At 67.6% G+C, this 24,689-nt stretch carries 27 protein-coding genes; 20 read left to right on the plus strand and 7 right to left on the minus strand.

The window, feature by feature from the left end; translation table 11 throughout:
• Positions 1-170: 170 nt before the first annotated feature.
• Positions 171-1,559: an aminopeptidase P family protein gene (locus DK842_RS08600; protein WP_114061088.1), complete on the minus strand. Its 1,389-nt coding sequence runs from the start codon at positions 1,557-1,559 to the stop codon at positions 171-173.
• Positions 1,560-1,656: 97 nt separating this feature from the next.
• On the minus strand, positions 1,657-2,862 hold the full coding sequence (locus tag DK842_RS08605; protein ID WP_114061089.1) for a benzoate/H(+) symporter BenE family transporter: 1,206 nt from the start codon (positions 2,860-2,862) through the stop codon (positions 1,657-1,659).
• A gap of 132 nt (positions 2,863-2,994) precedes the next feature.
• Between DK842_RS08605 and DK842_RS08610 the strand changes: the two genes are divergently transcribed.
• The 8 genes from DK842_RS08610 (at position 2,995) to DK842_RS08640 (ending at position 9,321) form a co-directional block, all read left to right on the plus strand.
• Positions 2,995-3,324: a DHCW motif cupin fold protein gene (locus DK842_RS08610; protein WP_114061090.1), complete on the plus strand. Its 330-nt coding sequence runs from the start codon at positions 2,995-2,997 to the stop codon at positions 3,322-3,324.
• A 4-nt stretch (positions 3,325-3,328) separates the two neighbouring features.
• Complete coding sequence (locus DK842_RS08615) at positions 3,329-4,750, plus strand: aminotransferase-like domain-containing protein (RefSeq protein ID WP_114061091.1); 1,422 nt, start codon at positions 3,329-3,331, stop codon at positions 4,748-4,750.
• Positions 4,747-5,259 carry a GNAT family N-acetyltransferase gene (locus DK842_RS08620; protein ID WP_114061092.1) on the plus strand — a complete coding sequence of 171 codons (513 nt, stop codon included), beginning with the start codon at positions 4,747-4,749 and terminating at the stop codon, positions 5,257-5,259. The genes DK842_RS08615 and DK842_RS08620 overlap by 4 nt, the downstream gene beginning before the upstream one ends.
• 10 nt (positions 5,260-5,269) lie before the next feature.
• Positions 5,270-6,361: an NAD(P)/FAD-dependent oxidoreductase gene (locus tag DK842_RS08625; protein WP_114061093.1), complete on the plus strand. Its 1,092-nt coding sequence runs from the start codon at positions 5,270-5,272 to the stop codon at positions 6,359-6,361.
• 44 nt (positions 6,362-6,405) lie between these two features.
• A complete protein-coding gene (locus tag DK842_RS08630; RefSeq protein ID WP_114061094.1) occupies positions 6,406-7,170 on the plus strand; it encodes a DeoR/GlpR family DNA-binding transcription regulator in 765 nt (254 codons plus the stop codon).
• 132 nt (positions 7,171-7,302) lie between these two features.
• Positions 7,303-8,082: an EAL domain-containing protein gene (locus DK842_RS08635; RefSeq protein ID WP_114061095.1), complete on the plus strand. Its 780-nt coding sequence runs from the start codon at positions 7,303-7,305 to the stop codon at positions 8,080-8,082.
• 236 nt (positions 8,083-8,318) lie between these two features.
• Positions 8,319-8,723, plus strand: a complete 405-nt coding sequence (locus DK842_RS22955) for a hypothetical protein (protein ID WP_145963998.1) — start codon at positions 8,319-8,321, stop codon at positions 8,721-8,723.
• A 112-nt stretch (positions 8,724-8,835) separates the two neighbouring features.
• Complete coding sequence (locus DK842_RS08640) at positions 8,836-9,321, plus strand: hypothetical protein (protein WP_114061096.1); 486 nt, start codon at positions 8,836-8,838, stop codon at positions 9,319-9,321.
• 158 nt (positions 9,322-9,479) lie between these two features.
• Here DK842_RS08640 and DK842_RS08645 read toward each other — a convergent pair whose 3' ends face one another.
• Positions 9,480-10,697, minus strand: a complete 1,218-nt coding sequence (locus DK842_RS08645; RefSeq protein WP_232538637.1) for an MFS transporter — start codon at positions 10,695-10,697, stop codon at positions 9,480-9,482.
• Positions 10,698-10,808: 111 nt separating this feature from the next.
• On the opposite strand from DK842_RS08645, the gene DK842_RS08650 reads away from it, so the two are divergent.
• Positions 10,809-11,690, plus strand: a complete 882-nt coding sequence (locus DK842_RS08650; protein ID WP_114061097.1) for a LysR family transcriptional regulator — start codon at positions 10,809-10,811, stop codon at positions 11,688-11,690.
• A gap of 89 nt (positions 11,691-11,779) precedes the next feature.
• Here DK842_RS08650 and DK842_RS08655 read toward each other — a convergent pair whose 3' ends face one another.
• Both DK842_RS08655 and edd read right to left on the minus strand, forming a co-directional pair.
• A complete protein-coding gene (locus DK842_RS08655) occupies positions 11,780-12,406 on the minus strand; it encodes a bifunctional 4-hydroxy-2-oxoglutarate aldolase/2-dehydro-3-deoxy-phosphogluconate aldolase (protein WP_021478905.1) in 627 nt (208 codons plus the stop codon).
• Between the two features lie 64 nt (positions 12,407-12,470).
• Entirely contained in the window at positions 12,471-14,303 is a 1,833-nt protein-coding gene (gene edd / locus DK842_RS08660) for a phosphogluconate dehydratase (protein WP_114061098.1), read from the minus strand.
• Positions 14,304-14,559: 256 nt separating this feature from the next.
• Here edd and zwf point away from each other — a divergent pair, with 256 nt between their 5' ends.
• The 6 genes from zwf (at position 14,560) to DK842_RS08690 (ending at position 20,886) form a co-directional block, all read left to right on the plus strand.
• The gene (zwf, locus tag DK842_RS08665) at positions 14,560-16,038 is read left to right on the plus strand and encodes a glucose-6-phosphate dehydrogenase (protein WP_114061099.1); all 1,479 of its coding nucleotides are present in this window, start codon (positions 14,560-14,562) and stop codon (positions 16,036-16,038) included.
• Positions 16,039-16,171: 133 nt separating this feature from the next.
• On the plus strand, positions 16,172-16,849 hold the full coding sequence (gene pgl, locus DK842_RS08670; protein ID WP_114061100.1) for a 6-phosphogluconolactonase: 678 nt from the start codon (positions 16,172-16,174) through the stop codon (positions 16,847-16,849).
• A complete protein-coding gene (locus DK842_RS08675) occupies positions 16,830-17,867 on the plus strand; it encodes a glucokinase (protein WP_114061101.1) in 1,038 nt (345 codons plus the stop codon). The genes pgl and DK842_RS08675 overlap by 20 nt, the downstream gene beginning before the upstream one ends.
• On the plus strand, positions 17,860-18,708 hold the full coding sequence (hexR, locus tag DK842_RS08680) for a transcriptional regulator HexR (protein ID WP_114061102.1): 849 nt from the start codon (positions 17,860-17,862) through the stop codon (positions 18,706-18,708). Before DK842_RS08675 ends, hexR begins: the two co-directional genes overlap by 8 nt.
• Before the next feature lie 11 nt (positions 18,709-18,719).
• Positions 18,720-20,363 carry a glucose-6-phosphate isomerase gene (gene pgi, locus DK842_RS08685; protein WP_114061103.1) on the plus strand — a complete coding sequence of 548 codons (1,644 nt, stop codon included), beginning with the start codon at positions 18,720-18,722 and terminating at the stop codon, positions 20,361-20,363.
• 154 nt (positions 20,364-20,517) lie between these two features.
• Complete coding sequence (locus DK842_RS08690; protein WP_114061104.1) at positions 20,518-20,886, plus strand: hypothetical protein; 369 nt, start codon at positions 20,518-20,520, stop codon at positions 20,884-20,886.
• Here the strand turns inward: DK842_RS08690 and thiE are convergent.
• Positions 20,873-21,496 (minus strand): thiamine phosphate synthase, encoded by a 624-nt coding sequence (thiE, locus tag DK842_RS08695; protein ID WP_114061105.1) that lies wholly within the window; start codon positions 21,494-21,496, stop codon positions 20,873-20,875. The two genes, DK842_RS08690 and thiE, sit on opposite strands and share 14 nt — an antisense overlap.
• The gene (thiD, locus tag DK842_RS08700; protein WP_114061106.1) at positions 21,480-22,325 is read right to left on the minus strand and encodes a bifunctional hydroxymethylpyrimidine kinase/phosphomethylpyrimidine kinase; all 846 of its coding nucleotides are present in this window, start codon (positions 22,323-22,325) and stop codon (positions 21,480-21,482) included. The genes thiE and thiD overlap by 17 nt, the downstream gene beginning before the upstream one ends.
• Positions 22,326-22,399: 74 nt before the next feature.
• On the opposite strand from thiD, the gene DK842_RS08705 reads away from it, so the two are divergent.
• Genes DK842_RS08705 through DK842_RS08725 form a run of 5 tightly spaced genes read left to right on the plus strand, consistent with a single transcriptional unit; the run spans position 22,400 to position 24,676 of the window.
• A complete protein-coding gene (locus DK842_RS08705; protein WP_011133707.1) occupies positions 22,400-22,564 on the plus strand; it encodes a rubredoxin in 165 nt (54 codons plus the stop codon).
• The gene (locus DK842_RS08710; protein ID WP_114061107.1) at positions 22,564-23,385 is read left to right on the plus strand and encodes a M48 family metallopeptidase; all 822 of its coding nucleotides are present in this window, start codon (positions 22,564-22,566) and stop codon (positions 23,383-23,385) included. Before DK842_RS08705 ends, DK842_RS08710 begins: the two co-directional genes overlap by 1 nt.
• A gap of 5 nt (positions 23,386-23,390) precedes the next feature.
• Positions 23,391-23,735 (plus strand): MmcQ/YjbR family DNA-binding protein, encoded by a 345-nt coding sequence (locus DK842_RS08715; protein ID WP_114061108.1) that lies wholly within the window; start codon positions 23,391-23,393, stop codon positions 23,733-23,735.
• Positions 23,736-23,764: 29 nt separating this feature from the next.
• Positions 23,765-24,181 (plus strand): CopD family protein, encoded by a 417-nt coding sequence (locus tag DK842_RS08720; RefSeq protein WP_114061109.1) that lies wholly within the window; start codon positions 23,765-23,767, stop codon positions 24,179-24,181.
• A gap of 33 nt (positions 24,182-24,214) precedes the next feature.
• On the plus strand, positions 24,215-24,676 hold the full coding sequence (locus DK842_RS08725; protein ID WP_114061110.1) for a CYTH domain-containing protein: 462 nt from the start codon (positions 24,215-24,217) through the stop codon (positions 24,674-24,676).
• Positions 24,677-24,689 lie beyond the last annotated feature (13 nt).

Consider the following 24,689-nt stretch of genomic DNA (forward strand, 5'->3'; position numbering starts at 1 on the left):
TCTGACAGGAATCTGGCGCGCGGGCCGATCTGCGGCGGAAGGGGCATGGCGGGCTGGCGCGAAATAGACTGACGTCATTGTGTCGCCGCCGCGGCCGGCCGGTCAATCCGAGCGGCGGATGCGAAAACGCCCCGCGGGGCGGGGCGTTTCTCGGCGCGCGGCAGGATGGCTTACACGTCCATCACCGCTTCCACTTCGTCCACCGTCTTCGGGATGGGCTCGCCCAGCACGCGGCTGCCGTCGGCGGTCACCAGCACGTTGTCCTCGATGCGGATGCCGCCGAAGTCGGCGTATTCGCGGAACTTGGCGAAGTCGATGTACTGGCTGTGGCGGCCTTCCTTCTCCCAGGCGTCGATCAGCGCCGGGATGAAATAAAGGCCCGGCTCCACGGTCAGCACCATGCCGGCCTTCAATGCCTTGCCCAGGCGCAGATAGCCCATGCCGAACAGCGGGCTGCGGGTGGTGCCGTCGCCGTAGCCCACCAGGTCCTCGCCCAGCGCTTCCATGTCGTGCACGTCCATGCCGATCTGGTGGCCCAGGCCGTGCGGGAAGGCGATGGCGTAGGCGCCGGATTCGACGATCTCATGCGCGTCGCCGCGGAAGAAGCCCAGGCGCAGCATGTGCTCCACCATCACGCGGGCGGACAGCTTGTGCACGTCCAGGTATTTGACGCCGGGGCGGATGGCGTCGATGGCCGACAGCTGCATGTCCAGCACGATATCGTACAGCTCGCGCTGGCGGGTGGAGAACTTGCCGCCCACCGGGAAAGTGCGGGTGATGTCGCTGGCGTAGCCGCCGCCGCTGGCGCAGCCGGTGTCGTTCAGCACCAGGTCGCCCTGTTGCAGCACGTGGTCGTGGTGGTGGTTGTGCAGCACTTCGCCGCGCTTGGAGAAGATGGACGGATAGGCCAGCTGCCAGTCGTGGCGGCGCATGATGCCTTCCATGATGCCCACCACCTGGTATTCCACCACGCCGGGCTTGGCGTTCTGCATCGCGGCGATGTGCATGGCGTGGGTGACGCCCAGCGCGGCTTCCATCTCGGCGATCTCTTCTTCGCCCTTGATCTCGCGCAGCTCCACCACCGCGCGGGTCAACTCGGGACAGAAGCCCGCCTTCACCTGGGCCGGATGCGTGTCCAGCAGGCGGCCCATCTCGATCATCGTTTCGCCGCGGTAGGGCGCCAGGTAGCGCACCGGACGGCCGGCGGCGCGGGCCTCGGCCACCGCTTGCGCCAGCTCGGCGTACGGGCGGCTCCGCTCCAGCGCCGCTTTCGCCGCGCGCTCGGCCAGGGACGGCAGCGGGCCGGTCCAGACGATGTCGGCCACGTCCGGGTCGTTGCCGAACAGCGTCGCTTCGCCGCTGTCGGCGTCGATGACGCCGGCCAGGCCCGGCTCGTTCAGGCCGAAGAAGTAGCGGAAGCTGGAGTCCTGCACGAAGGGCAGGGTGTTGTCGTGGTAGTTCATCGGCGAGTCGACGTTGCCGACGAACAGCAGCAGGCCGTTCAGGCCGGCTTGCTGGAGACCGGCGCGGCGCTGGGCGTAGACGGAAGGGGCGAACATGTTTTCTCCTTGTGCCGCTTGGCGGCCAGGCGAGCCGCCGCGGGTAGATTCAACCGCCTAAGTTATCACGCGCGGCCCCGGCCGGCCAGCCGCGGCCTTAGCGCGCGGCGGCCTTTGCGGCCTTTTGCGGCGCGGGTTTGACCGGGCTCAGCAGCCGACACAGCAGGCCGCCGGCCAACATCGCCCACAGCGGCGCGCCCAGGCCGGCGATGCTGACGCCGGAAGCCGCCACCACGAAGGTGAGCAGCGCCGCCTCGCGGTGTTCGCCGTCGGCCAGCGCCGCGCCCAGCGACGACGCCAGCGTGCCGAACAGCGCCAGCCCGGCCGCGGCCACCACCAGCGCCTTGGGCAGCAGCAGCACCCAGGCGGCCAGCGCGCCGCCCATCAGGCCCAGGCCGATGTAGAGCAGGCCGCAGAACAGGCCGGCCACGTAGCGGCGGCTGCGGTCCGGATGGGATTCCGGCCCGGTGCAGATGGCGGCGATGATGGCCGCCAGCGTGACGCCGTGGCCGCCCAGCGGCGCGGTCAGCAGGGAGGCGACGCCCAGCGTCGTCACCGGCGAACGGGCGGGCAAGTCGTAGCCGGACGCGCGCAGCACCGCCATGCCGGGGAGGAATTGGCTGGTCAGCGCCAGCAGGGCCAGCGGCAGGGCCAGGTTGACGAAGGCGCTCCACGACCACGCCGGCGGGGTGAACAGCGGGGCGGCCAGGCCTTGCCAGCTGCCGGCGGCCGGCGCGTGGATCTGTCCCAGGCTCAGCGCCACGCCGGCGGCGATGGCCGCCAGCAGCGCCCAGCGCGGGAAGAGGCGCCGGCCGATGAAGAACAGCGCCGCCATCGGCAGCACCAGCGCCAGATCGCGCGCCGCCTCGGCCACCACGTCGCCGACGAAGCGGAACAGGATGCCGGCCAGCAGCGCCGCCGCCAGCGCCGGCGGAAACAGCCGCATCAGCCGGTCGAACATGCCGCTGACGCCCACCAGCGTGACGATGGCGGCGGCGGCCAGGAAGGCGCCCACCGCTTCCGGGTAAGGCGTGCCGGGCAGCGCGGTCAGCAGCAGCGCCGCGCCAGGCGTGCTCCAGGCGGTGATCACCGGCGCTTTCCAGCGCCAGCTGAGCCAGGCGCCGGCCACCCCGGAGCCGATGGACACCGCCCACACCCAGGACGCCAGTTGCGGCTCGCTGAGGCCGGCCGACTGCGCGGCGTGGACGATGATCAAAAAGGGGCCGGAATAGCCGACCAGCAGGGCCAGAACGGCGGCCAGCAGGGTGGAAGGGGCGGCGTCGCGCCGCAGGGTTTGCCACATGGCGACTCTCCTGATGAAAACCAATGTCGCCAGCGTGCCACGCCCGCCTTGGCGCGGGCTCCCACAAGCGGGCCAAACAGTTTATGCTGGACCGCATCTGTTCTATATAACAGCCATCCTCAGGAGCCCCGCATGCAGCTGACCGGCATTCCCTTCGGCGTCACCGACTGGACCGATGTCCCCGCGACCGAGCATCCCGGCGAGCAGGGCCGCGCCTGCTGGCGCACCCGCCAGTTCGGCGACATCCGGGTGCGGATGGTGGAATACACGGCCGGCTACCTGGCCGACCACTGGTGCGAGAAGGGCCATATCCTGCTGTGCCTGGAGGGCGAGCTGCACACCGAGCTGGACGACGGCCGCGTCTTCGTCCTCAGCCCCGGCATGAGCTACCAGGTGGCGGATCGGGCCGAGGCTCATCGCTCCCGCGCGCCGCATGGCGCCAAGCTGTTCATCGTCGACTAAGCCCATGCCGCAATACCAGGACATCGCCCGGCTGCTGCAGGCCCGTCTGGACGCCGGCGAATTCCCGCCCGGCGGCAAGCTGCCCTCGGTGCGGCAACTGGCCGCCCATCACGGCGTCAACAGCCTGACCGCGCTGGCCGCCTACCGCTGGCTGGAGCAGAAGCAGCGGGTGGTGGCCCGGCCGCGCGCCGGCTTCTACGCCGCCTTGCCGGCGCGCGCCGAGGGCTTGGCCCAGGCGCCCGCGCTGCCGTCGCCTGCCACGCTGGTGGACGTGGACAGCCGCATGTCGCAGCTGGTGGCGCTGTCGGCGTCGGACGTGGCGGTGCAGCTGCACATGGCCGAGGCCCACCACAGCCTGTACCCGTCGGCGGAGTTGGCGCGGCGGCTGCAGCAGACGCTGCTGCGCCAGCCGGAGCTGATCGGCGCCTATCTGCCGGCCGCCCGCCACCAGCGGCTATGCCTGCAGCTGCGGCAGATGGCGTCCGGCTGGCAGCTGGAGGTGAAGCCGGACGAGATCCTGTTCTGCAACGGCATCACCGAGGGCATCAGCCTGGCGCTGCGCCATCTGACCCGGCCCGGCGACACGGTGGCGGTGGAGACGCCGGTGTATTTCGGCCTGCTGCAGACGCTGGCGGCGCTGGGACTGAAGGCGTTGGAGATTCCCTGCACGCCGGACGCCGGGCTGTCGCTGGAGGCGCTGGAATTCGCGCTGCAATACGGCCCGCAGGTGCGCTGCCTGGTGACGGTGACCAATTACCAGAACCCCACCGGCGCGCTGATGCCGGACGACAACAAGAAGCGGCTGCTGGCGCTGGCGCGCCGCCACGGCATCGCCGTCATCGAGGACGACGTGTTCGGCGAGCTGTACTTCGGCAAGCGCCGGCCGACGCCGCTGAAAGCCTGGGACCGCGACGGCGACGTGATCTACTGCGCGTCGTTCACCAAGAGCCTGGCGCCGTCGTTCCGGCTGGGCTGGTTGTCCGGCGGCCGCCACCACGCGGCGCTGGAGCGGCTGCGCGCCAGCAGCAGCCTGGTCAGCCCGGCGCTGCTGCTGGGCGCGTTGGGCGACTTGCTGGCCAGCGGCGACTACGCGCGCATCTCGCAACGGCTGCGCGCGCGGCTGGCCGAGCAGATGGAGCGGGTGGCCGACGCCGCGCTGGCCGCTTTCCCGCGCGGCACCCGGCTGCGGCGGCCGCAGGGCGGGCTGTTGCTGTGGGTGGAGGGGCCGGAGCGCCTGGACAGCGGCCGGCTGCTGGAGGCGGCGCTGAAGGAGTCGATCAGCTTCGCGCCGGGCATGCTGTTCTCGGCCGAGCCCCGCTTCCGCCACTGCCTGCGGCTGAACTTCGGCCAGCCTTGGGACGCGGCGCAGCAGGCGGCCATCGCCCGGCTGGGCGCGCTGGCCGCCGAACAACTGAGGACCACATGATAGAAAACGGCTTGCTGATCCGCCCGGCCGAGGCGGCCGAGCTGCCGCTGCTGGCGCGGATAGAACGCCGCGCCGCGCGGCTGTTTTCCCCGGACGATCTGCCGTCCGCCCTGTCCGAGCGCACGCTGCCGGCCGAGACCCTGAGCGCCGCCCGCGACGCCGGCCTGTTGTGGGTGGCGGACGACGCGGGCTGGGTGGTCGGCTTCGCGCTGGCGGAGATCGCGGACGGCCAGCTGCATCTGTCCGAGATGGACGTGGACCCGGACCACGCCCGCCGCGGCATCGGCTCGGCGCTGCTGCGGCACGCGCTGGCCCAGGCCTGGCTGCGCGGCTGCGCCGCCGTCACGCTCACCACCTTCGCCCATCTGCCGTGGAACGCGCCGTTCTACCGCCGCCACGGCTTTATGGAATTCGAGCCGCCGGCCGGCAGCGCGCTGGCGGACCAGCTGCGCGCCGAGGCGGCGGCCGGGCTGCGCAACCGCGTCGCGATGCGGCGCGCCCAGGCATGAGGACAGGCAGATGGACAGGATAGACACCGTCGTGATCGGCGCCGGCGTGGTCGGCCTGGCCGTGGCCAAGAGGCTGGCCGAGGCCGGGCGCGAGGTGGTGATCGTCGAAGCGGAGCAGGCGATAGGCCAGCACGCCTCCAGCCGCAACAGCGAGGTGATCCACGCCGGCCTGTACTACCCGGCCGGCAGCCTGAAGGCGAAGCTGTGCGTGGCTGGACGCGACCAGCTGTACCGCTATTGCGCCGAGCGTGCGATTCCTCACCGGCGGCTGGGCAAGCTGATCGTCGCCAGCCACGCAGGGCAATTGGCCAAGCTGGACGCGCTGGAAAAGCAGGCGCGCGTCAATGGCGTGAATGATGTCCAGCGGCTCTCTGCCGACCAGGCCCATGCGCTGGAGCCGGCGCTGGATTGCGCCGCTGCGCTGCTGTCGCCGTCCACCGGCATCATAGACAGCCACGCGCTGATGCTGGCCTTGCTGGGCGACGCCGAGGCCGCCGGCGCGCAGCTGGCGCTGGGCTCGCCGCTGGAGGGCGGCGCGGTCACCGCAGACGGCATCGCGCTGCGCGTCGCCGGCATGGCGCTGCTGGCGGACAAGGTGGTCAACGCCGCCGGCCTGTTCGCGCCCGATGTCGCCCGCTCGCTGGCGGGCTTGCCGCCGGAAACCATTCCCCAGGCCCATTACGCGCGCGGCGTCTATTTCTCGCTGCAGGGCCGCGCGCCGTTCTCGCGGCTGATCTATCCGCTGCCGGAGCCGGGCGGCCTGGGCAGCCATCTGACGCTGGACCTGGGCGGCCAGGCGCGTTTCGGCCCGGACGTGGAGTGGGTGGCCGGCGTGGACTACCGCATCGACCCCGCTCGAGCCGACGCCTTCTGCCAATCCGTTCGGCGCTGGTGGCCGCAGCTGCCGGACGGCGCGCTGGCGCCCGGCTACGCCGGCATTCGCGCCAAGATCGCCGGCCCCGGCCAGCCGGACGCGGATTTCGTCATCCAGGGTCCGCCAGCGCATGGCGTGACGGGCCTGGTCAACCTGTTCGGCATCGAATCCCCGGGGCTGACCAGTTGCCTGGCCATCGCCGACGCTGCGGCCGCGCTGCTCGATTAGAGCAAATCGCTTACAATCCCCGGCAAAGGGAGAATCCAACCAGCATGCTGATCCTGAACCAAAGACAACAAGAACTGCTGGACATGGTGAAGCGCGAAAGCTACGTCAGCGTGGAAAAGCTGGCCGACCATTTCGCCGTCACCCGCCAGACCATACGCCGCGACATTTCGCTCTTGGCCGAGCACCAGCAGCTGCAGCGCTACCATGGCGGCGCCAGCGTGCTGTCCAGCGTGGAAAACGTCGCCTATCAGGCGCGGCAGGTGCTGTGCATCGAGGAGAAGCGGCGCATCGCCGCCAGCCTGGCGCGGCACATCCCGGACAACGCGTCCTTGTTCATCAATCTGGGCACCACCACCGAAGAGGTGGCCAAGGCGCTGCACCGCCACCGCGGCCTGAGGGTGATCACCAACAATCTGCACGTGGCCGAGCAGATGTGCGACTACCCGGACTGCGAGGTGATCGTGCTGGGCGGCTCGCTGCGCAAGCGTGACCGCGGCCTGACCGGCGAAGCGACGGTGCAGATGATCCGCCAGTTCCGCGTCGACTACGGCATCATCGGCGTGTCCAGCATCGAATCCGATGGCACGCTGCGCGATTACGACTACCGCGAGGTGCGCACCACCGAGGCCATCATCCAGCAGTCGCGCCAGGTGTTCCTGGCGGCCGACCACAGCAAGTTCGACCGCCCGGCGCTGGTGGAGCTGGGCCGGCTGTCCCAGGTCGCCGCGCTGTTCACCGACAAGCCGGTGCCGGCGGGCATCGCCCGCATCATGCAGGAGTGCGGCACCCAGCTGCACATCGCGGAATAAGGGCCGTCGATCCGGCCCGAATCCCGCGCCGCGCGGGTCCGGAATACTGTGCAAGCTTTTGTTAGCGTCCCCGATTCCGCTAAGTGTTTTTGCTATGCTGAAGCATCGGACCCCCGCCAAGGCAGGTGCTTCATGCAGCCCACTCTCGGCGCGCAGGCGGGCAGCATGCTGTTCCGCGACGCTTCCGGCCGCTACTGCGCCAGCCTGGCCGGCTATCGCTTCCTGAGCGCGTTCCAGCCCATTTTTTACAAAGGCGGCAGCCTGTTCGGCCACGAGGCGCTGCTGCGCGTGGTGGACGAGGGCGGCGAATGGCATGCGCCTGACCGCTTCCTCGCCTCGCTGGCGCCGGACATGGCGCTGGAGGCCGACCGCCTGGCGCGGCTGATCCACGTGCGCAACTTCGCCCAGAGCGGCCAGGGCGGCTGCCTGTGCCTGAACCTGATGCCGGCCACGGTGCAGGAAGACCAGAGCGGCCGCACCCACCTGCCGCTGCTGAGCAGCATGCTGCAAAGCGTGGAGCTGGACAGCGGCGGCGTGATCTTCGAGTTGCCGGAATTCGAGGTGGAGCACCACGGCCAGCCGCTGCTGAACGGCATGCGCCACGCGGCGGAAATGGGCTTCGGCCTGGCGGTGGACGATTTCGGCGCGCTGCCCGCCCGCCGCGACAGGATGGGCGAGCTGAGCCCGGACATCATCAAGATCGACCGCAGCCTGCTGCTGGACCACATGGCGGGCCAGACGCAAAGACTGCCGGCGCTGCTGGAATTCGGCTGGCAGATCGGCAGCCGGATGCTGGTTGAAGGAATAGAAACCGCCGAGCAGCTGGAAGCGATGCGCGCGCTCGGCGTGGAGCTGTATCAGGGCTTCTTCCTGGGCCGGCCGGGCGAGTTGGCGGTGGTCCGCCAGCTGTAGCGCGCGCCCGCGTACTGTGGCCAACTCACAAAACATCAATCAATGATCCGTGGTGCAAGACACCGCTCCAGGCAAGTGGTGTGTTTCGTCCGAGTTTAGGTCCTTGCAAGAATCACACGGGCTGGCATTGCCATGATTTTAATATCAAAATTTTGACGGCATAATTTTTATGCACCACAATCTGGTGGTTTTCACCTGACGTTTCGGGTGGCTAATTACAAGTTAGGCGCTGTTACATGCACCGCTCTGTGAATCAATTGCTAGATGAGCTGCCCTCAACACGAGGCAATCCAATTGAAGTCGAGGGCATTCTTAACGTGCAGCCTGAGGGCTATGAGCTTCTTCACTATCCAAAGTCTGAGCGCCGTGCGAATGACGAAGTTAGTGGCCCAATCTATCGATCTAGTGTTTGGCTAGCTTTTGGCAATGGGAGCATTCAGCCCAATCATTCTGCTCTTGCTCATTGGCTTGGAAAAAGAGTTCGAGTGCATGGCATTGTTCAAACCACATCCAATCCTTCACCCGAGCGCAAGTTTCATCATCACGGTGGCTTTGGTCCTTATGGGGTCTGGTTGGCGCAATTAGAAGTTTTCTCAATTCAGCGGGTTACTTCGGAAAATCGGCATGAAAAAAGCGCCTAACCTTTCGGTCAACGTGACAGCCCAAAGCTGCGCTTTGGGTTCCCTCCATTGCTGCGCAGCTCTGGCGGCAGCTTACGTCTAGCATTAGCGTTCAAGGGAAGGAAACAGCGCCGTGGACTTTCACACAAAATCTGACATCGAAAGCTCAATCCTGCGGATAGATGAGTTGCTTGCCTGCGGCATATTCCAGCCGACCAATTCTCGTCATGTGCTCTTTCGGGCTGCATTCATCGAGCTTCTCATCGCTCTTCGTGACCTGATGTACAAGTCCGAAAAGCTCGGTCGACGCATTGCTTTCGCCGACGACGTCAAGCAGACCGAGAAAATCAAAGATGTCACCCACCTCATAAAGTACGTGAGGGACGCGCTTTGCCACCCAGACTCTGAGAATCACTACATCGAGGAGGGCATGAAGGCAACCTTCAACGTGGTCTTCGGTCAAGCGAGTTTGTTAAAAATCGGGGATTTTGAGCAATCATCAAAATACCATGACGACATATGCTTTTTCTTTGGCTCGCAGGGAATCTATCTCCAGCGCCACGTCGTCCGCGCATTCAACGAAGCCAAGGCCCACTTGCTTCCGCTAGTTGAAAACTAACAACCGCGCACCCCGGGTATTGCCAAGATGGGCATGGCTTGGCGGAACTCCCGGCTTTGCCGGGATTCCGCCCTACGGTTGAGGATTTCGAGTAGGGCGGATGCCCCGTTCACGGGGTGATCCGCCGCTCGCTGCGCCCCCATTAAGCGAAACCTCCATCAAACCGACACCTCCGCCGGGCTGGCCTTGGCCTGCCAGCTGTCGCCGCGCCTGTCCAGGCCCAGGCTGAACCAAGCCAGCAAGGCCAGCGCCGCGCCCAGCCACAAGGGCGCGCGCAGGCCCAGGCCGGCGTCCAGGCACAGGCCGCCGGCCCAGGCGCCGAACATCAGACCCAGATTGATCACCGCCATGTGCAGGCTGTTCGCCATCGCGCCGCTGCCGCCAGTCCTCACTACCCGCGCCACCATGGCCGGATTCATCGGCAGGCCGGCCGCGCCCAGCAGGAACACCGCCGCCGCCGTCAGCGCCTGCCATTGCGCGCCCTGGGCCAAAGCCAGCATCGTAACAAGCAGGGTCAGGATGCCGGCTTGCAGCACGCGGAGGGTGTGGCGGTCGGCGAGCCGGCTGGTGAGCAGATTGCCCAATACCGTGGCCGCGCCGTAGAGGCCGAACAGCCAGGGCACGCTGGGAGCGGCGAAGCCGCTGACCTGCAGGAATAAGGGCGCGAGATAGGTGAAGACGGCGAACACCGAACCTATGATCAGTCCGCTGGACAAATAGGCCGCCCACAAGGCCGGCTTGGCCAGCGCGCGCATTTCCTCTCCCGCCTCCTGGCGCGCCGGCGCAAGGCCGGCCGGCGTCAAGGCGGCGATGCCCAGCATGGCCAAACCCACCAGGCCCGCGACCAGCCAGAAGGACAAGCGCCAGCCCCAGCGCTGATCCAGCAAGGTCGCCAGGGGCAGGCCGGCGACGGACGCCAGCATCAGCCCGTTCAACACCAGGCCGGCGGCGCGGGCGATGCGATCCATGCCCACCAGCTCGCCGGCCAGCGCCAGGGCCACGCCGAAAAAGGCCGATTGGGCGATGCCGCAGACGATGCGCGACGCCAGCATCTGCGGATAACCGTCGGCCGTCGCGCCGATCAGCTGGCCGGCCAGGAACACCGCCAGCAGGCCGAGCAGCGCCGGCTTGCGCCGGACCGCGCGCAGCCGCCAGGTCAGCAGCGGCCCGCCGACCACCACGCTGGCGGCGAAGGCGGACACCAGATTGCCGACATCGGCCAGCGAGGCGCGGAAGGCCGTCGCCAGCGACGGCATCATGCCGGCCACCATGAATTCCGAAGTGGCCATCGCGAAAATGCACAGGCTGAGCAGATAGATGGCGGCGGGCAGCGGCGGCGCGCCGTCGCGCCCGGAACGGACTTTTGTTATCGGCATGGCAAAGCTCTTCGTGATGTCAGACCCCCATGCTAAAAGCGCGTCCATGACAGATAAATGGGTTAGCATGCCGCTCATAACGGAATTTATTTCCGCAATTCAGAGAAAACCATGGACAGAATGAGCGGAATCGAGCTGTTCGCCCAGATCGCGCGCCAGGGCAGCCTGGTGGCGGCCGGCCGCCAGCTGGGCCTGTCGGCGTCGGCGGTGGGCAAGGGGCTGGCGCGGCTGGAGCAGCGGCTGGGCGCGCGGCTGGTCCACCGCAGCACGCGGCGGCTGGCGCTGACCGCCGAAGGGCAGCAATACCTGGCGCGCTGCCTGCGCATCCTGGAAGAGGCGGAAGCCGCCGAGCGCGAGCTGCAGCAGGGCCTGGCCGCGCCCAGCGGCCGGCTGAAGGTGGGCGTGCCGCACGAGAGCGGGCTCTTGACGCCGCATCTGGCCGACTTCATGCGCCGCTATCCGCAGGTGGCGCTGGACCTAGACTACAGCGATCGGCTGGTGGACGTGATAGGCGAGGGCTTCGACGTGGTGGTGCGCGGCGGCGAGCCCGGGGATTCCCGGCTGGCCGCGCGGCGCTTGGGCAGCTACCACATGCGGCTGCTGGCCTCGCCCGGCTACTTGGCCGAATACGGCGCGCCGCGGACCGCGCGCGATCTGCAACACCACCGCTGCCTGCATTACCGGCTGCCCCACAGCGGCAAGCTGCTGCCATGGCCGCTGCTGGACGCCGAGGGGGAGGACGCCTCGCCGCCGGTCAGCGCCAGCTGCAATACCGGCGAGGCGCTGATCGATCTGGCCGTGCGCGGCATGGGCATCGTCTGCCTGCCGGACTTCTCCATCCGGCGCGAGCTGGCCGCCGGCGCGCTGGCGCAACTGGACGCGCCCACGGTGGCGCGCAGCGGAAACCTGTATCTGCTGTGGCCGGCGACGCCGACGATGCCGCCTCGGCTGCGCGCCTTCATCGACCACATGGCCGAGCGGGTGTTCGCCTGAGCAAGCTCCGGGTCCTGCGCCGCCAAGCCCAAGCGCGGCAATGAAAAATGCCGCCCGTGGGCGGCATCGATGCAGCGGCAGCGGGGTGCTTAGCCGGCGCTCAGCTGGCAGGCCTCGCGGGCCAGCGCGGTGATGCGGTCCCAGTCGCGGGCGGCGATGGCGTCGTCCGGCGTCAGCCAGCTGCCGCCCACGGCCAGCACATTGGGCAATGCCAGGTATTCCGGCGCTTTCTTGATGTCGATGCCGCCGGTCGGGCAGAAGCGCAGGTCCGGGAAGGGGCTGGCCAGCGACTTCAACAGCTTGACGCCGCCCACCGCCTCGGCCGGGAACAGCTTCAGCGTGTTGAAGCCTTCGTCCTGCGCCCACATCGCTTCCGACGGGGTGGCGATGCCGGGGATCAGCGTCAGGCTGGACGCGCGCGCCGCCGAGGCCAGCTCGCCGGAGAAGCCCGGGCTGATGCCGAACTGCGCGCCGGCGTCCACCGCCGCCTCCAACTGGGCGCGGTTGCGCAGCGTGCCGGCGCCGACGATGGCTTCCGGCACTTCGTCGCGCATGCGGCGCATCGCAGCCAGCGCCGCCTTGGTGCGCAGCGTCACTTCCAGCACCTTGATGCCGCCGTTCACCAGCGCGCGGGCCAAGTCCACCGCCACCGCGGCGTCGTTGACGATGATCACCGGAACCACCGGGCCCTGGCGCAGTACAGACAATGCATCCATTTCTATCTCCTGTTGGCGGACGGCGCTCGGTCCGCGCCGCCTTGCTGAATGATGGGATCCGCGCTCAGTTCCAGGCCGGGTGGCGGAAGCTCATCGCGCCGGCCTCGGCCTCGTCGGCGCCGTGGCGGAACACCGCGAACAGCTCGCGGCCCATGCCGTAATCGTTGTGCGACAGGTCGGCCTGCGCCTGCTCGCGCGCATCCCATTCCGCGGCGTCCACCCGCGCGGACAGCTCGCCGGTGTGCGCGTCGACGCGGATCAGGTCGCCGTCGCGGACCTTGCCGATGGCGCCGCCGGACAAAGCCTCCGGCGACACGTGGATGGCGGCCGGCACCTTGCCGGACGCGCCGGACATGCGGCCGTCGGTGACCAGCGCCACCTTGAAGCCGCGCTCCTGCAGGATGGTCAGCGCCGGGGTCAGCTTGTGCAGCTCCGGCATGCCGTTGGCGCGCGGGCCCTGGAAGCGGATCACAGCGACGAAGTCTTTTTCCAGCTCGCCGCGCTTGAACGCCGCCAGCATGTCGTTCTGGTCGTGGAACACCACCGCCGGCGCTTCCACCACGCGGTGTTCCGGCTTCACTGCCGACACCTTGATCACCGCGCGGCCGATATTGCCGGCCATCAGCTTCAGGCCGCCGTCGGCGGAGAAGGGATTGGACGCCGGGCGCAGCACGCTGTCGTCGCCGCTGACCGCCGGCGCGTCGCGCCATTTCAGCTCGCCGTTGTCCAGCCACGGCTCCCGGGTGTAATGCGACAGGCCGCGGCCCACCACCGTGCCCACGTCTTCGTGCAGCAGGCCGGCCGACAGCAGCTCGCGGATCACGAAGCCCATGCCGCCGGCGGCATGGAAGTGGTTCACGTCGGCCTTGCCGTTCGGATACGCGCGCACCAAAAGCGGGATGATGGCCGACAGTTCGTCGAAATCGTCCCAGTTGACATCGATGCCGGCGGCGCGGGCGATGGCGACGATGTGCATGGTGTGGTTGGTGGAGCCGCCGGTGGCCAGCAGGCCGACGATGGCGTTGACGATGGATTTCTCGTCGATCATCTCGCCCACCGGGGTGAACTGCTCGCCCTGGGCGGCGATCTGCTTGCCCTGAACGGCGGCGGCGCGGGTCAGCGCTTCGCGCAGCGGCGTGTTCGGGTTGACGAAGGCGGCGCCCGGCAGGTGCAGGCCCATGATCTCCATCAGCATCTGGTTGGAATTGGCGGTGCCGTAGAAGGTACAGGTGCCGGGACCGTGGTAGGACTGGCATTCCGACTCCAGCAACGCGTCGCGGCCCACTTTGCCTTCGGCGTACAGTTGGCGCACTTTGGCTTTTTCATCGTTGGCGATGCCGGTGGTCATCGGTCCGGCGGGAACGAATACCGCCGGCAGGTGGCCGAAGGTTAGCGCGCCTATCATCAAACCAGGAACGATCTTGTCGCACACGCCCAGATACAATGCGGCATCGAACATCTGGTGGCTGAGCGCCACCGCGGTGCTCATCGCGATCACGTCGCGGCTGAACAGCGACAGCTCCATGCCCGGCAGGCCCTGGGTCACGCCGTCGCACATCGCCGGCACGCCGCCGGCGAACTGGGCGGTGGCGCCGGCGGCCAGCGCGGCTTCCTTCAGCCAGGCCGGGAAGGCGGCCAGCGGCTGGTGGGCCGACAACATGTCGTTGTAGGAGGAGACGATGGCCAGGTTGGCGCGATGCTCTTCCTTCAGGTGGATCTTGACGGTGTCCGGCATCGCCGCGAAGGCGTGGGCCAGATTGGTGCAGGACAGCTGGGCGCGTTCCACCCGGCCCTGCTGGGCGGCGGCGCGCACGCGGGCCAGGTAGGCGTCGCGGCGCGCGCGGCTGCGCGCGATGATGCGGTCGGTAACGGCGGACAGGGTGGGATGCAAAGCCATGATGACGTTCCGTGTTGGATTTGAAACTGATGGTAGTTTTACTACACTCAAAAAGCAAGGTTCGCTACGACCCGCCAGCGGCGGCTCAGGGTGACTATCCTATTTCTTCTCAAGGATTTCCAGCGTAAGTAGCGGAATTTTGAGCCAAGACAAATGGTGTTGCAAAAGCGGCCACATCGTCTGTAGCGACGTAGACAGCGCGATGGCGGATGGTAATATAACTACATCTAACTACACTTCGAGATGGAAGATCAGGATGGAGACTCGTTCTAACCCTACCCCGGCCTTCGACATGGTGCTGTTCGGCGGCGCCGGCGACCTGGTGATGCGCAAGCTGCTGCCCTCATTATATCAGGCCCACAACGCCGGCCTGCTCAACGAGCAGGGCCGCATTCTGGCGCTGGGCCGCAAGGATTTGAGCCGCGACGATTACCTGGCCTCCGTCGAGAAGCAATCCCGCATCCATATCAAGAGCCACTTCGACGACGCGGCGTGGAAGAGCTTCTGCGACCGCATCGACTATCTGCGCGTCGACGCCTCCCAGGCTGCGGACTATCCGGCGCTGGCCGAGAAGATAGGCGACGACGCCGGCAAGGTGGTGGTCTGTTACCTGGCCACCGCGCCCAATCTGTTCGCCGGCATCTGCGAGAACCTGGCCGCCGTCGGCCTCAACCGCGGCAATGTGCGCGTGGTGCTGGAAAAGCCGCTGGGCACCGACCTTGACTCCTCCAACGAGATCAACGACGACGTCGCCCGCTTCTTCGTGGAAGAGCAGCTGTACCGGATCGACCACTACCTGGGCAAGGAGTCGGTGCAGAACCTGATGGCCATCCGCTTCGCCAACGCGCTGTTCGAGCCGCTGTGGCGCCGCGAGTGGATACACGATGTGCAGATCACCATCTCGGAAGAGCTGGGCGTCGGCAGCCGCGGCGATTTCTACGACGGCACCGGCGCGCTGCGCGACATGGTGCAGAACCACCTGCTGCAGCTGTTGTGCATCGTGGCCATGGAGCCGCCGGCCAACCTGGAGGCCGACGCCGTCCGCGACGAGAAGCTGAAGGTGCTGAAGGCGCTGCGCCCGTTCACCGAGCAGGAAGTGGCCACCAAGACCGTGCGCGGCCAGTACAAGGCCGGCGCCAGCGGCGGCCAGCCGGCGGTGGGTTATCTGGAAGAGGCCGGCATTCCGGAGCACAGCCAGACCGAAACCTTCGTCGCCATCAAGGCCGAGATCGACAACTGGCGCTGGGCCGGCGTGCCCTTCTTCCTGCGCACCGGCAAGCGGATGCAGGAGCGTCTGGCCGAGATCGTGATCAACTTCCGCGACGTGCCGCACCAGGTGTTTTCCGGCCCGCTGGGCGGCTGCCACCACGCCAACCGCATGGTGATCCGCCTGCAGCCGGACGAAAGCATCCGCCTGTACTTCCTGGCCAAGGAGCCGGGCGACACCATGCGCCTGCAGCCGGCCTACCTGGACCTGGACTTCTACAAGGCCTTCAAGGTGCGCCGCGCCGACGCCTACGAGCGCCTGCTGCTGGATGTGATCCGCGGCAAGCTGGCGCTGTTCATGCGCCGCGACGAGCTGATCGAGGCCTGGCGCTGGGTGGAGCCCATCATGGATACCTGGGCCGCCAGCAGCAACAATCCGCCCAAGCAGTACACCGCCGGCAGCTGGGGCCCGGCCGCGTCCAGCGCGTTGCTGTCGCGCGACGGCATCAGCTGGCACGAGGAGTGCTGAGTTCCTGATTGGCGCGTCGCCCAGCGGTGCGTCGCCCCTTCGGGGTGACGCACCCTACGGAACAAGACCAAACATCGGTGGGTCGCTCCATTAGGGTGACGCACCACGCCAACAAAACGACCGAGGTACGCGAATGAACTGGTTGGAATTTCCCGACGCCGCGCAACAGACCGACGCGCTGGCCAACAGCGTCGCCTCACGGCTTTCCGCCGCGATCAGCAGCCGCGGCCAGGCGGTGCTGGCGGTGTCCGGCGGCAAGTCGCCCATCCCGCTGTTCAAGCTGTTGTCCGAGATGGCGATAGACTGGGACCGGGTCACCGTCACCCTGGTGGACGAGCGCTTCGTCGCGCCGGACCACGCCGACAGCAACGGCGCGCTGGTGCGCGAGCACTTGTTGCAAGGCCGCGCGGCGCCGGCGCGCTTCCTGCCGCTGGTGCGCGCCGTCGCCAACATCGACGCCGAACTGGCGGCCGACAACCGCGACTTCATCGCGCCGGACGTCGCCATCCTGGGCATGGGCGAGGACGGCCACACCGCGTCCTTGTTCCCCGGCGCGCCGGAACTGGCCGCCGGCCTGGACCCGGCCAACCCGGCGCCCTTCCTGGCGGTGACGCCGCAAACCGCGCCGCACCGCCGCGTGTCGCTGAGCTACGCCGCGCTGCTGCAATCCGGCTGCCTGATCCTGTCCATCCAGGGCGCGAAGAAGCGCGAGGTGCTGGAAGCGGCCGCCCGCGGCCCCGACGACGCGCTGCCGATCAGCCATTTCCTGGCCCAGGACAAGGCGCCGCTCGATGTCTACTGGTCTGCCTGAAGCCTGGCCGCGGCTGCTGGCCGACATCGGCGGCAGCAACGCGCGCTTCGCGCTGGAAACCGCGCCCGGGGTGATAGAAGACATCCTGACGCTGCCCAACGACCGCTACCCGACGCTGGAGGCCGCGCTGCGCGACTATCTGGCGCAAACCGGCGCGCGCCGCGTCGCCCACGCCGCCATGGGCATCGCCAATCCGCTGAACGGCGACTGGGTGCAGATGACCAATTGCCGCTGGGGGTTCTCGATCGAGGCGACGCGCCGCGCGCTGGGCCTGACCACGCTGCTGCTGCTCAACGACTTCACCGCGCTGGCGCTGGCCCTGCCCCGGCTGCCGCGCGGCGAACTCTCGCAAATAGGAGGCGGCGAAGGGCGGCCGGATGCGCCGCTGGCGCTGATCGGTCCCGGCACCGGACTGGGCGTGTCGGCGCTGGTGCCGCACCAGGGCGGCTGGCGCGCGCTGTCCGGCGAGGGCGGCCACACCTCGTTCGCGCCGGCCAACGAGCGCGAGGTAGGCATCTGGCGCTACGCGTCCGCCCGCTTCGGCCACGTCTCCCACGAGCGGCTGCTGTCCGGCTCCGGCCTCAGCCTGTTGCACCAGGCGCTGTGCGCGCTGGACGGGGCCGGCGAGGCTGAACTGGCGCCGGCCGAAGTGAGCGCCCGCGGCTTGTCCGGCGCCGACGCGCGCTGCCGCGAAACGCTGGAAATCTTCTGCGGATTGCTGGGTTCGGCGGCCGGGAATCTGGCCTTGACCCTCGGCGCCCGTGGCGGGGTATACATAGGTGGTGGTATTGTGCCGCGTTTGAGCGGTTTTTTTGAACAATCCCCATTTCGCCGCCGTTTCGAGGACAAGGGACGGATGTCGGCCTACCTGGCCGACATCCCGGTATATCTGATTACCAGCGCCTACCCGGCCTTGCCGGGCGTGGCCGCCCATCTGGCGGACCATCTGGCGCCGCGCGCCCCGGTGGCGGCGTCCACCCCTCCTCGCGGCGGCACAGCAGGAGACATGCATGCTTGATCGCATTCGCGGCCAACTGGAACAGCTGTCCTCGGCCGAGCGCAAGGTGGCCGATCTGGTGCTGGAGCAGCCGTACACCGTGATCCAGGCCGCCGTCGCCGAGATCGCCAAGAACGCCGGCGTCAGCCAGCCCACCGTGATCCGCTTCTGCCGCACGGTCGGCTGCTCCGGCCTGCCCGACTTCAAGCTGAAGCTGGCCGGCAGCCTGGTGACCGGCGTGCCTTACGTCCATTCCAGCGTGCGGCCGGAAGACCCGACGTCCGAGATCGTGGCCAAGGTGTTCGACAACACCGTGTCGGCGCTGCTGAAGTGCCGCAACGACGTCAATCCGCAGGCGATAGAGGCGGCGGTGAGGCTGCTGACCGACGCCAACCGCATCGAGTTCTACGGTCTGGGCAACTCCGGCATCATCGCCGCCGACGCCCAGCACAAGTTCTTCCGTTTCGGCATTCCCACCGTCGCCTATTCCGACACCCACATCCAGATGATGGCGGCGTCTGTGCTGGGTCCGGACGACGTGCTGGTGGCCATCTCCAGCTCCGGCCGCACCATGGAACTGCTGGAAGCGGTGGATGTGGCCATCGCCTCCGGCGCGCGCGTGATCGCGCTGACCACCAGCGGCTCGCCGCTGGCGCGCCGCGCCACCGTGTCCCTGATCGCCGACACGCTGGAGGACAACGAAACCTACAGCCCGATGATCTCGCGCATCGTGCATCTGGTTCAGATCGACATCCTGGCGGTCAGCGTGGCCCTGCGCCGCGGACCGGGCCTGATCCGCCAGCTGGAAAAAACCAAGCACAGCCTGAAAAACCGCAGGCTGGACAATAAACAACCGGAATAGGACGAAACATCATGAGTGAACTGACCGAACTTCCGGCCTGGCAGGCCCTGTGGGACCACTTCGCCGAGGCCAAGCACCTGCACATGCGCGACCTGTTCGCCGCCGACCCAGGGCGGGCCGAGCGCTACTCGCTGGAAGTGGGCGGACTGTTCCTCGACTATTCCAAGAACCGCATCACCGACGCCACCCTGCTGGGCCTGATGGAGCTGGCGCGCGAAGCCGGCCTGCCCTCGCGCATCAAGTCCATGTTCAAGGGCGAGAAGATCAACCGCACCGAAGACCGCGCCGTGCTGCACGTGGCGCTCAGGAACCGCACCAACTCGCCCATCCATGTCGACGGCGAGGACGTGATGCCCCAGGTCAACTCGGTGCTGGAGCGGATGGGCAAGTTCGCCCACGCCGTGCGCTCCGGCGATTGGCTGGGCTTCACCAAGCAGCCGATCACCGACATCGTCAACATCGGCATCGGCGGCTCCGATCTCGGCCCGCTGATGGTCTGTAGCGCGCTCAAGCCCTTCGGCCATCCGCGGCTGAACATGCACTTCGTCTCCAATGTGGACGGCGCGCAGCTGAAGGAAACGCTGAAGAAGGTGCATCCGGAGACCACGCTGTTCGTGGTGGAATCCAAGACCTTCACCACCCAGGAAACGCTGACCAACGCGCTGACCGCGCGCGAATGGTTCCTGTCGCACGCCCGCGACGAAGGCGCGGTGGCCAAGCACTTCGTCGCCGTGTCCACCAATCAGAAAGCCGTGGCCGAGTTCGGCATCGACCCGGCGAACATGTTCGAATTCTGGAACTGGGTGGGCGGCCGCTACAGCCTGTGGTCGGCCATCGGCCTGCCCATCATGCTCTACCTGGGCGAGGAGAACTTCACCGAGCTGCTCAACGGCGCCCACATCATGGACCAGCATTTCATGAACGCGCCGTTCGAGCAGAACATGCCGGTGCTGCTGGCGATGATAGGCGTCTGGTACATCAACTATTACGGCGGCGGCAGCCATGTCATCGCCCCGTACGACCAGTACCTGCACCGGCTGCCGGCCTTCATCCAGCAACTGGACATGGAGTCCAACGGCAAGCAGGTGACGCTGTCCGGCCAGCCGGTGGATTTCGAGACCGCGCCCATCATCTGGGGCGAGACCGGCATCAACGGCCAGCACGCTTTCTTCCAGCTGCTGCACCAGGGCACCCACATTTCGCCGATCGACCTGATCGCCTCGCTGGAGAACCGCTCCAACCTGCCCGGCCATCACGAGATCCTGCTGGCCAACGTGTTCGCCCAGGCCGAGGCCTTCATGCGGGGCAAGACCGCCGAAGAAGTGCGCGCCGAGCTCGCCGCGCAGGGCCTGAAGGGCGAGGCGCTGGAAGCGCTGGCGCCGCACAAGGTGTTCGGCGGCAACCGCCCGACCAACACCCTGCTGATGAGCCGGCTGGACCCGCGCAACCTGGGCTCGCTGATCGCGCTGTACGAGCACAAGATCTTCGTCCAGGGCGTGATCTGGCACATCAACAGCTTCGACCAGTGGGGCGTGGAGTTGGGCAAGCAATTGGCCAAGACCATCCACGCCGAGCTGACCGGCAAGCTCGGCGGCGCCGAGCACGACAGCTCCACCAGCCGGCTGATCCAGCTGTACCGCAGAGTCAACGCCTGAGCCGGCCATCCGCATGAAAAAAAGCCCCTGTCATCGCATGGGGGCTTTTTCATTGGCGAAAGGTCGGGATATCCCTGATTGTCGGACAGATGAATCGCTGGTGAAATGGCGGCACAAGTCTGAACAATAATGGACTCAAGCAGCAATCATCGGGATGAGTAAGCTCCGCAGTACCGCGCTGGCCGGCTTCTTGCTGGCGGCCAGCCTGGCCGGCCACGCCGGCCAGGCCCTCCGCTTCAGCGGCGAATCCGCCGCCGTCACCCTCCACGGCACCGTGATCGGCCCCTTGCGTTCCGGAGACAAGGCCGAGGGAACATTCTTCCAGGCGTATCACCTGAAACTGGACCAGCCCTTGCGGCTGGACGACGGCGCCGCCTGCGGCGAGCAGGACATGCGCAGCCTGGCGTTGAGCCAGGAAGACATGGCGAAGCTGAAGGGACGCGCCGTCACCGTGCGCGCCCGCGTGTTTTGCCAGGAAGACCGCGCCGGCAGCTACCGGCTGGCCGACATCACCGTGCTCTGAACAGCCCCGACAGCGTTCGCGCGGCTGCCGCCGCGTCATCCGCGTCGAACAATCCCCCGATCACCGCGATCGCGTCGGCGCCGGCGGCGACTACCTGCGCCGCATTGGCCGGGGTGATGCCGCCTATCGCCACCATGGGCGCGCCCAGCGGCGCGGCTTCGGCGAACAGCGACAAGGGCGCGGCCGGCGCGCCGGGCTTGGTTCCCGATGGAAACACCGCGCCGAAGGCGACGTAGCTGGCGCCGTCCGCCAGCGCCGCGCGGGCGCGCGCCGCGCTGTCGTAGCATGACGCGCCGATCACCGCCTCCGGCCCCAGCGCCGCGCGCGCGGCGGCGATGCCGCCGTCGTCCCGACCCAGGTGGACGCCGTCGGCGCCCACCCGCTTGGCCAGCTCGACATCGTCGTTGACGATGAACAGCGCGCCGCGGCTGCGGCACATCGCGGCCAGCAAATCCGCTTGCCACAGCCGGCGCGCCGCGTCGGCGCTCTTGTCGCGGTATTGCAGGACGCGCGCGCCGCCGTCCAGCGCGGCGGCGGCCAGCTCCAGCAGCCGCTCGCTGTCGTCGCACTGCGGCGTGATCGCGTACAGGCCTTCAACCCTGGGCGGCATCGCCTTCCTCCTCGTCGTCGCCGCGCGCCCAGAACATGCGATCCGGCAGGAACTGGCCCATGCCCGGACGGAAGCCGTTGACCAGCGTCTGGTAGGTGTATTCCTGAGCCTCGCGCACCGCCTCCGGCAGCAACAGGCCGGTGGCCAGCATGCCGGCGATGGCCGAGGCCAGCGTGCAGCCGGAGCCGTGGTAGCTGCCCGGCAGCCGGTCCCAGTGGTCGGCGCGCACCACGCCGTCCTGGCCGTACAGGCTGTTGACCACTTCCTTGGTGTTTTCGTGGGTGCCGGTGATCAGCAGATAAGGGCAGCCCAGCGCCAGGATGCGCTCGGCGCACTGGTCCAGCGTCAGCTCCTCGTCTTCGTCCGGGTCGCTGCTGGCCAGGCGGCGCGCCTCCAGACTGTTGGGGGTGAGGATGGACACTTGCGGAATCAGCATGTCGCGCATCGCGCCTATCAGGTCTTCGTCGGCCAGCTCGTGGCCGCCGCCGCTGGCCAGCACCGGGTCAAGCACCACCGGGATGTCCGGGTAGTCGGCGATCAGCTGCGACACCACGGCGACGTTTTCCACGCTGCCCAGCATGCCGATCTTGAACGCCGCCACCGGCATGTCTTCCATCAGAAAACGGGCCTGGTCATTGACCCAGTCCGAGTCCAGCACCATCAAGTCGTTGACGCCGACGGTATCCTGCACCGTAATGGCGGTGATCACCGACAGCGGATGGCAGCCCAGGCTGGCCAGCGTCAGGATGTCGGCCTGGATGCCGGCGCCGCCGGAGGGGTCGGAACCGGCCAGGCTCAGCACCACGGGAGGGGAGGGAGGAGTGGTCAAGGGCGAACCTCTTCTGTTTTATTGCGGTGGCACGATTTAGAATACCCATTTTATCCGAACACGAGGGCGAAGCGATGCGTACTTGGATGTGTCTGATCTGCGGTTTCATCTACGACGAAGAAGCCGGCCGGCCGGAAGACGGCATCCCGCCGGGCACGCGCTGGGAAGACTTGCCGCCCAACTGGACCTGTCCCGATTGCGACGCGCGCAAGGACGATTTCCAGATGGTGGAAATCTGATGGCCAGGCCATGGCAACGCTGGCTGGGCGGCTCGCTGCTGGCCCTGCTGTTGGCCGCTTGCGCCCAGGTGAACACCACCGCCGGCGGCGCGGTGGGCGTCAACCGCAGCCAGAGCATGCTGCTGTCCAGCCAGGAAGTGGAGCAGATGTCGGCCCAGTCCTACGCCCAGGAGCTGCAAAAAGCCCGCGCGGCCGGCCGCCTCAACACCAATGCCGCGCAGACCGCGCGCGTGCGCCGCATTTCGCAGCGGCTGATCGCCCAGGCGCCCAATTTCCGTCCCGACGCCCGCAACTGGCGCTGGGAGGTGAACGTGCTGTCCACCGGCGACATGAACGCCTACGCGATGGCCGGCGGCAAGATCATGGTCTACACCGGCCTGATCGACAAGCTGAAGCTGAGCGACGCCGAGCTGGCCGCCGTGATCGGGCATGAGATTTCGCACGCGCTGCGCGAGCACACCCGCGAGAACATGAGCCAGGCCTACGCGCAGCAGATGGGCCTGGGCCTGGTGGGCGCGCTGGTCGGCCTCAACGACAGCCAGCTGAAACTGGCCTCGCTGGTGGGCGACGTCACGCTGTCCAAGCCGCATAGCCGCGCCATGGAGTCCGAGGCCGACATCATGGGCCTGGAACTGATGGCCCGCGCCGGCTACGATCCCAATGCCGCGGTCAATGTCTGGCAGAAGATGCAGGAGGCAGGAGGCGGCGGCGGGATGGAGTTCCTGTCCACCCACCCGTCCGGCCCCACCCGCATTCGCGACCTGCAGGCCCACATTCCGCAGGTGATGCCGCTGTACCTGGCCTCGGCCAAGCGCAAGTAGGCGCCATGCTCGCCGCCGCCCTGCTCGACGACATCCTGGCCTCCGCCCTGGCGCTGCCCGGCGCCGAGTACGACGTCAAATGGGGCGGCGCGCGGGTGGCTTCCATCGGCGGCAAGATGTTCCTGATCTGCGGCGGCGGCGCGCTCAGCTACAAGGTGCCGGACGACGACTTCCTGGCGCTGTCCGGCCTGCCCGGCATGCGGCCGGCGCCTTATCTGGCGCGGGCGCGCTGGGTGCAGGCGACCTCGCTGGAGGCGCTGGGCCCGGATGACATCCGCCGCGGCGTCGCCCGCTCGCGCGAGCTGGTGCTGGCCAGGCTGCCCAAGGCTCAGCGGCTGGCCTGGTCCTGATCCCTCTCATTTCAGCCCACGGGAAAACCATGAGCTATCTGTATCTGAAAGCCTTCCACATCTTCTTCGTGGTGTCCTGGTTCGCCGGGCTGTTCTATCTGCCGCGCCTATTCGTCAACCTGGCGATGGCGCGCCAGCCGGCGGAGTACGACCGCCTGCTGCTGATGGCCAGGAAGCTGTTTCGCTTCATGACGCCGCTGGGCGTGCTGGCGATCGGCACCGGCCTGCTGTTGTGGCTGGATTTCGGCATCTCCGGCGGCTGGCTGCACGCCAAGATGGCGCTGGTGGCGCTGCTGGCGGCTTACCACGGCTACTGCGCCAAGCTGGGCCGCGATTTCGTCACCCACAGCAACCGCAAGAGCCATGTCTGGTTCCGCGTGTTCAACGAGCTGCCGGTGCTGGCGCTGCTGGCGATCGTGATCCTGGTGGTGGTCAAGCCGTTCTGAGGCCGCGCGCCGACTTAACTTGAGGATGTCCCGATGGGATTGGAAATCGAACGCCGCTTCGTGGTGAGCGGCGACGGCTGGCGCGGCTTGGCGCCGGCCGTGCAGTACCGGCAGGGTTACCTGTCGGTGGAGAAAGAGCGCACCGTGCGGGTGCGGGTAGTGGGCGAGCAGGCCTGGCTGACGCTGAAGAGCAACATCAGCAACGTCAGCCGCCATGAGTTTGAATACGCGATCCCGTTGGCCGACGCGCAGACCATCATGGGCGCGATGTGCCCGATGGTGGTGGACAAGCTGCGCCACCGCATCGCACACGGCGGCTTCGTCTGGGAAGTGGACGAGTTCTTCGGCGACAACGCCGGCCTGGTGCTGGCCGAGATCGAACTGCCAAGCGAGGACACGCCGTTCGCCAAGCCGGATTGGGTGGGCGAGGAGGTGACCGAGGACGGCCGCTACACCAACGCCTACCTGTCCAAGCGCCCCTACCGCAGCTGGTAGAAGGGTGCGGCCG

The organism is Chromobacterium phragmitis (assembly GCF_003325475.1).
Lineage (GTDB): Bacteria > Pseudomonadota > Gammaproteobacteria > Burkholderiales > Chromobacteriaceae > Chromobacterium > Chromobacterium phragmitis.

Excerpts from the sequence above, each read along its gene's own strand:
- DK842_RS08600 (WP_114061088.1), bottom strand. The coding sequence starts at position 1,559 with ATGTTCGCCCCTTCCGTCTACGCCCAGCGCCGCGCCGGTCTCCAGCAA.
- DK842_RS22955 (WP_145963998.1), top strand. The coding sequence starts at position 8,319 with ATGCACCGCTCTGTGAATCAATTGCTAGATGAGCTGCCCTCAACACGA.
- DK842_RS08605 (WP_114061089.1), bottom strand. The coding sequence starts at position 2,862 with ATGTGGCAAACCCTGCGGCGCGACGCCGCCCCTTCCACCCTGCTGGCC.
- DK842_RS08650 (WP_114061097.1), top strand. The coding sequence starts at position 10,809 with ATGGACAGAATGAGCGGAATCGAGCTGTTCGCCCAGATCGCGCGCCAG.
- DK842_RS08710 (WP_114061107.1), top strand. The coding sequence starts at position 22,564 with ATGGCCAGGCCATGGCAACGCTGGCTGGGCGGCTCGCTGCTGGCCCTG.
- thiE (WP_114061105.1), bottom strand. The coding sequence starts at position 21,496 with ATGCCGCCCAGGGTTGAAGGCCTGTACGCGATCACGCCGCAGTGCGAC.
- hexR (WP_114061102.1), top strand. The coding sequence starts at position 17,860 with ATGCTTGATCGCATTCGCGGCCAACTGGAACAGCTGTCCTCGGCCGAG.
- DK842_RS08625 (WP_114061093.1), top strand. The coding sequence starts at position 5,270 with ATGGACAGGATAGACACCGTCGTGATCGGCGCCGGCGTGGTCGGCCTG.
- edd (WP_114061098.1), bottom strand. The coding sequence starts at position 14,303 with ATGGCTTTGCATCCCACCCTGTCCGCCGTTACCGACCGCATCATCGCG.
- DK842_RS08725 (WP_114061110.1), top strand. The coding sequence starts at position 24,215 with ATGGGATTGGAAATCGAACGCCGCTTCGTGGTGAGCGGCGACGGCTGG.
- DK842_RS08720 (WP_114061109.1), top strand. The coding sequence starts at position 23,765 with ATGAGCTATCTGTATCTGAAAGCCTTCCACATCTTCTTCGTGGTGTCC.
- DK842_RS08655 (WP_021478905.1), bottom strand. The coding sequence starts at position 12,406 with ATGGATGCATTGTCTGTACTGCGCCAGGGCCCGGTGGTTCCGGTGATC.
- DK842_RS08715 (WP_114061108.1), top strand. The coding sequence starts at position 23,391 with ATGCTCGCCGCCGCCCTGCTCGACGACATCCTGGCCTCCGCCCTGGCG.
- DK842_RS08635 (WP_114061095.1), top strand. The coding sequence starts at position 7,303 with ATGCAGCCCACTCTCGGCGCGCAGGCGGGCAGCATGCTGTTCCGCGAC.
- DK842_RS08705 (WP_011133707.1), top strand. The coding sequence starts at position 22,400 with ATGCGTACTTGGATGTGTCTGATCTGCGGTTTCATCTACGACGAAGAA.
- DK842_RS08690 (WP_114061104.1), top strand. The coding sequence starts at position 20,518 with ATGAGTAAGCTCCGCAGTACCGCGCTGGCCGGCTTCTTGCTGGCGGCC.
- DK842_RS08620 (WP_114061092.1), top strand. The coding sequence starts at position 4,747 with ATGATAGAAAACGGCTTGCTGATCCGCCCGGCCGAGGCGGCCGAGCTG.
- pgi (WP_114061103.1), top strand. The coding sequence starts at position 18,720 with ATGAGTGAACTGACCGAACTTCCGGCCTGGCAGGCCCTGTGGGACCAC.
- zwf (WP_114061099.1), top strand. The coding sequence starts at position 14,560 with ATGGAGACTCGTTCTAACCCTACCCCGGCCTTCGACATGGTGCTGTTC.
- DK842_RS08610 (WP_114061090.1), top strand. The coding sequence starts at position 2,995 with ATGCAGCTGACCGGCATTCCCTTCGGCGTCACCGACTGGACCGATGTC.
- DK842_RS08645 (WP_232538637.1), bottom strand. The coding sequence starts at position 10,697 with ATGCCGATAACAAAAGTCCGTTCCGGGCGCGACGGCGCGCCGCCGCTG.
- DK842_RS08675 (WP_114061101.1), top strand. The coding sequence starts at position 16,830 with ATGTCTACTGGTCTGCCTGAAGCCTGGCCGCGGCTGCTGGCCGACATC.
- pgl (WP_114061100.1), top strand. The coding sequence starts at position 16,172 with ATGAACTGGTTGGAATTTCCCGACGCCGCGCAACAGACCGACGCGCTG.
- DK842_RS08630 (WP_114061094.1), top strand. The coding sequence starts at position 6,406 with ATGCTGATCCTGAACCAAAGACAACAAGAACTGCTGGACATGGTGAAG.
- DK842_RS08615 (WP_114061091.1), top strand. The coding sequence starts at position 3,329 with ATGCCGCAATACCAGGACATCGCCCGGCTGCTGCAGGCCCGTCTGGAC.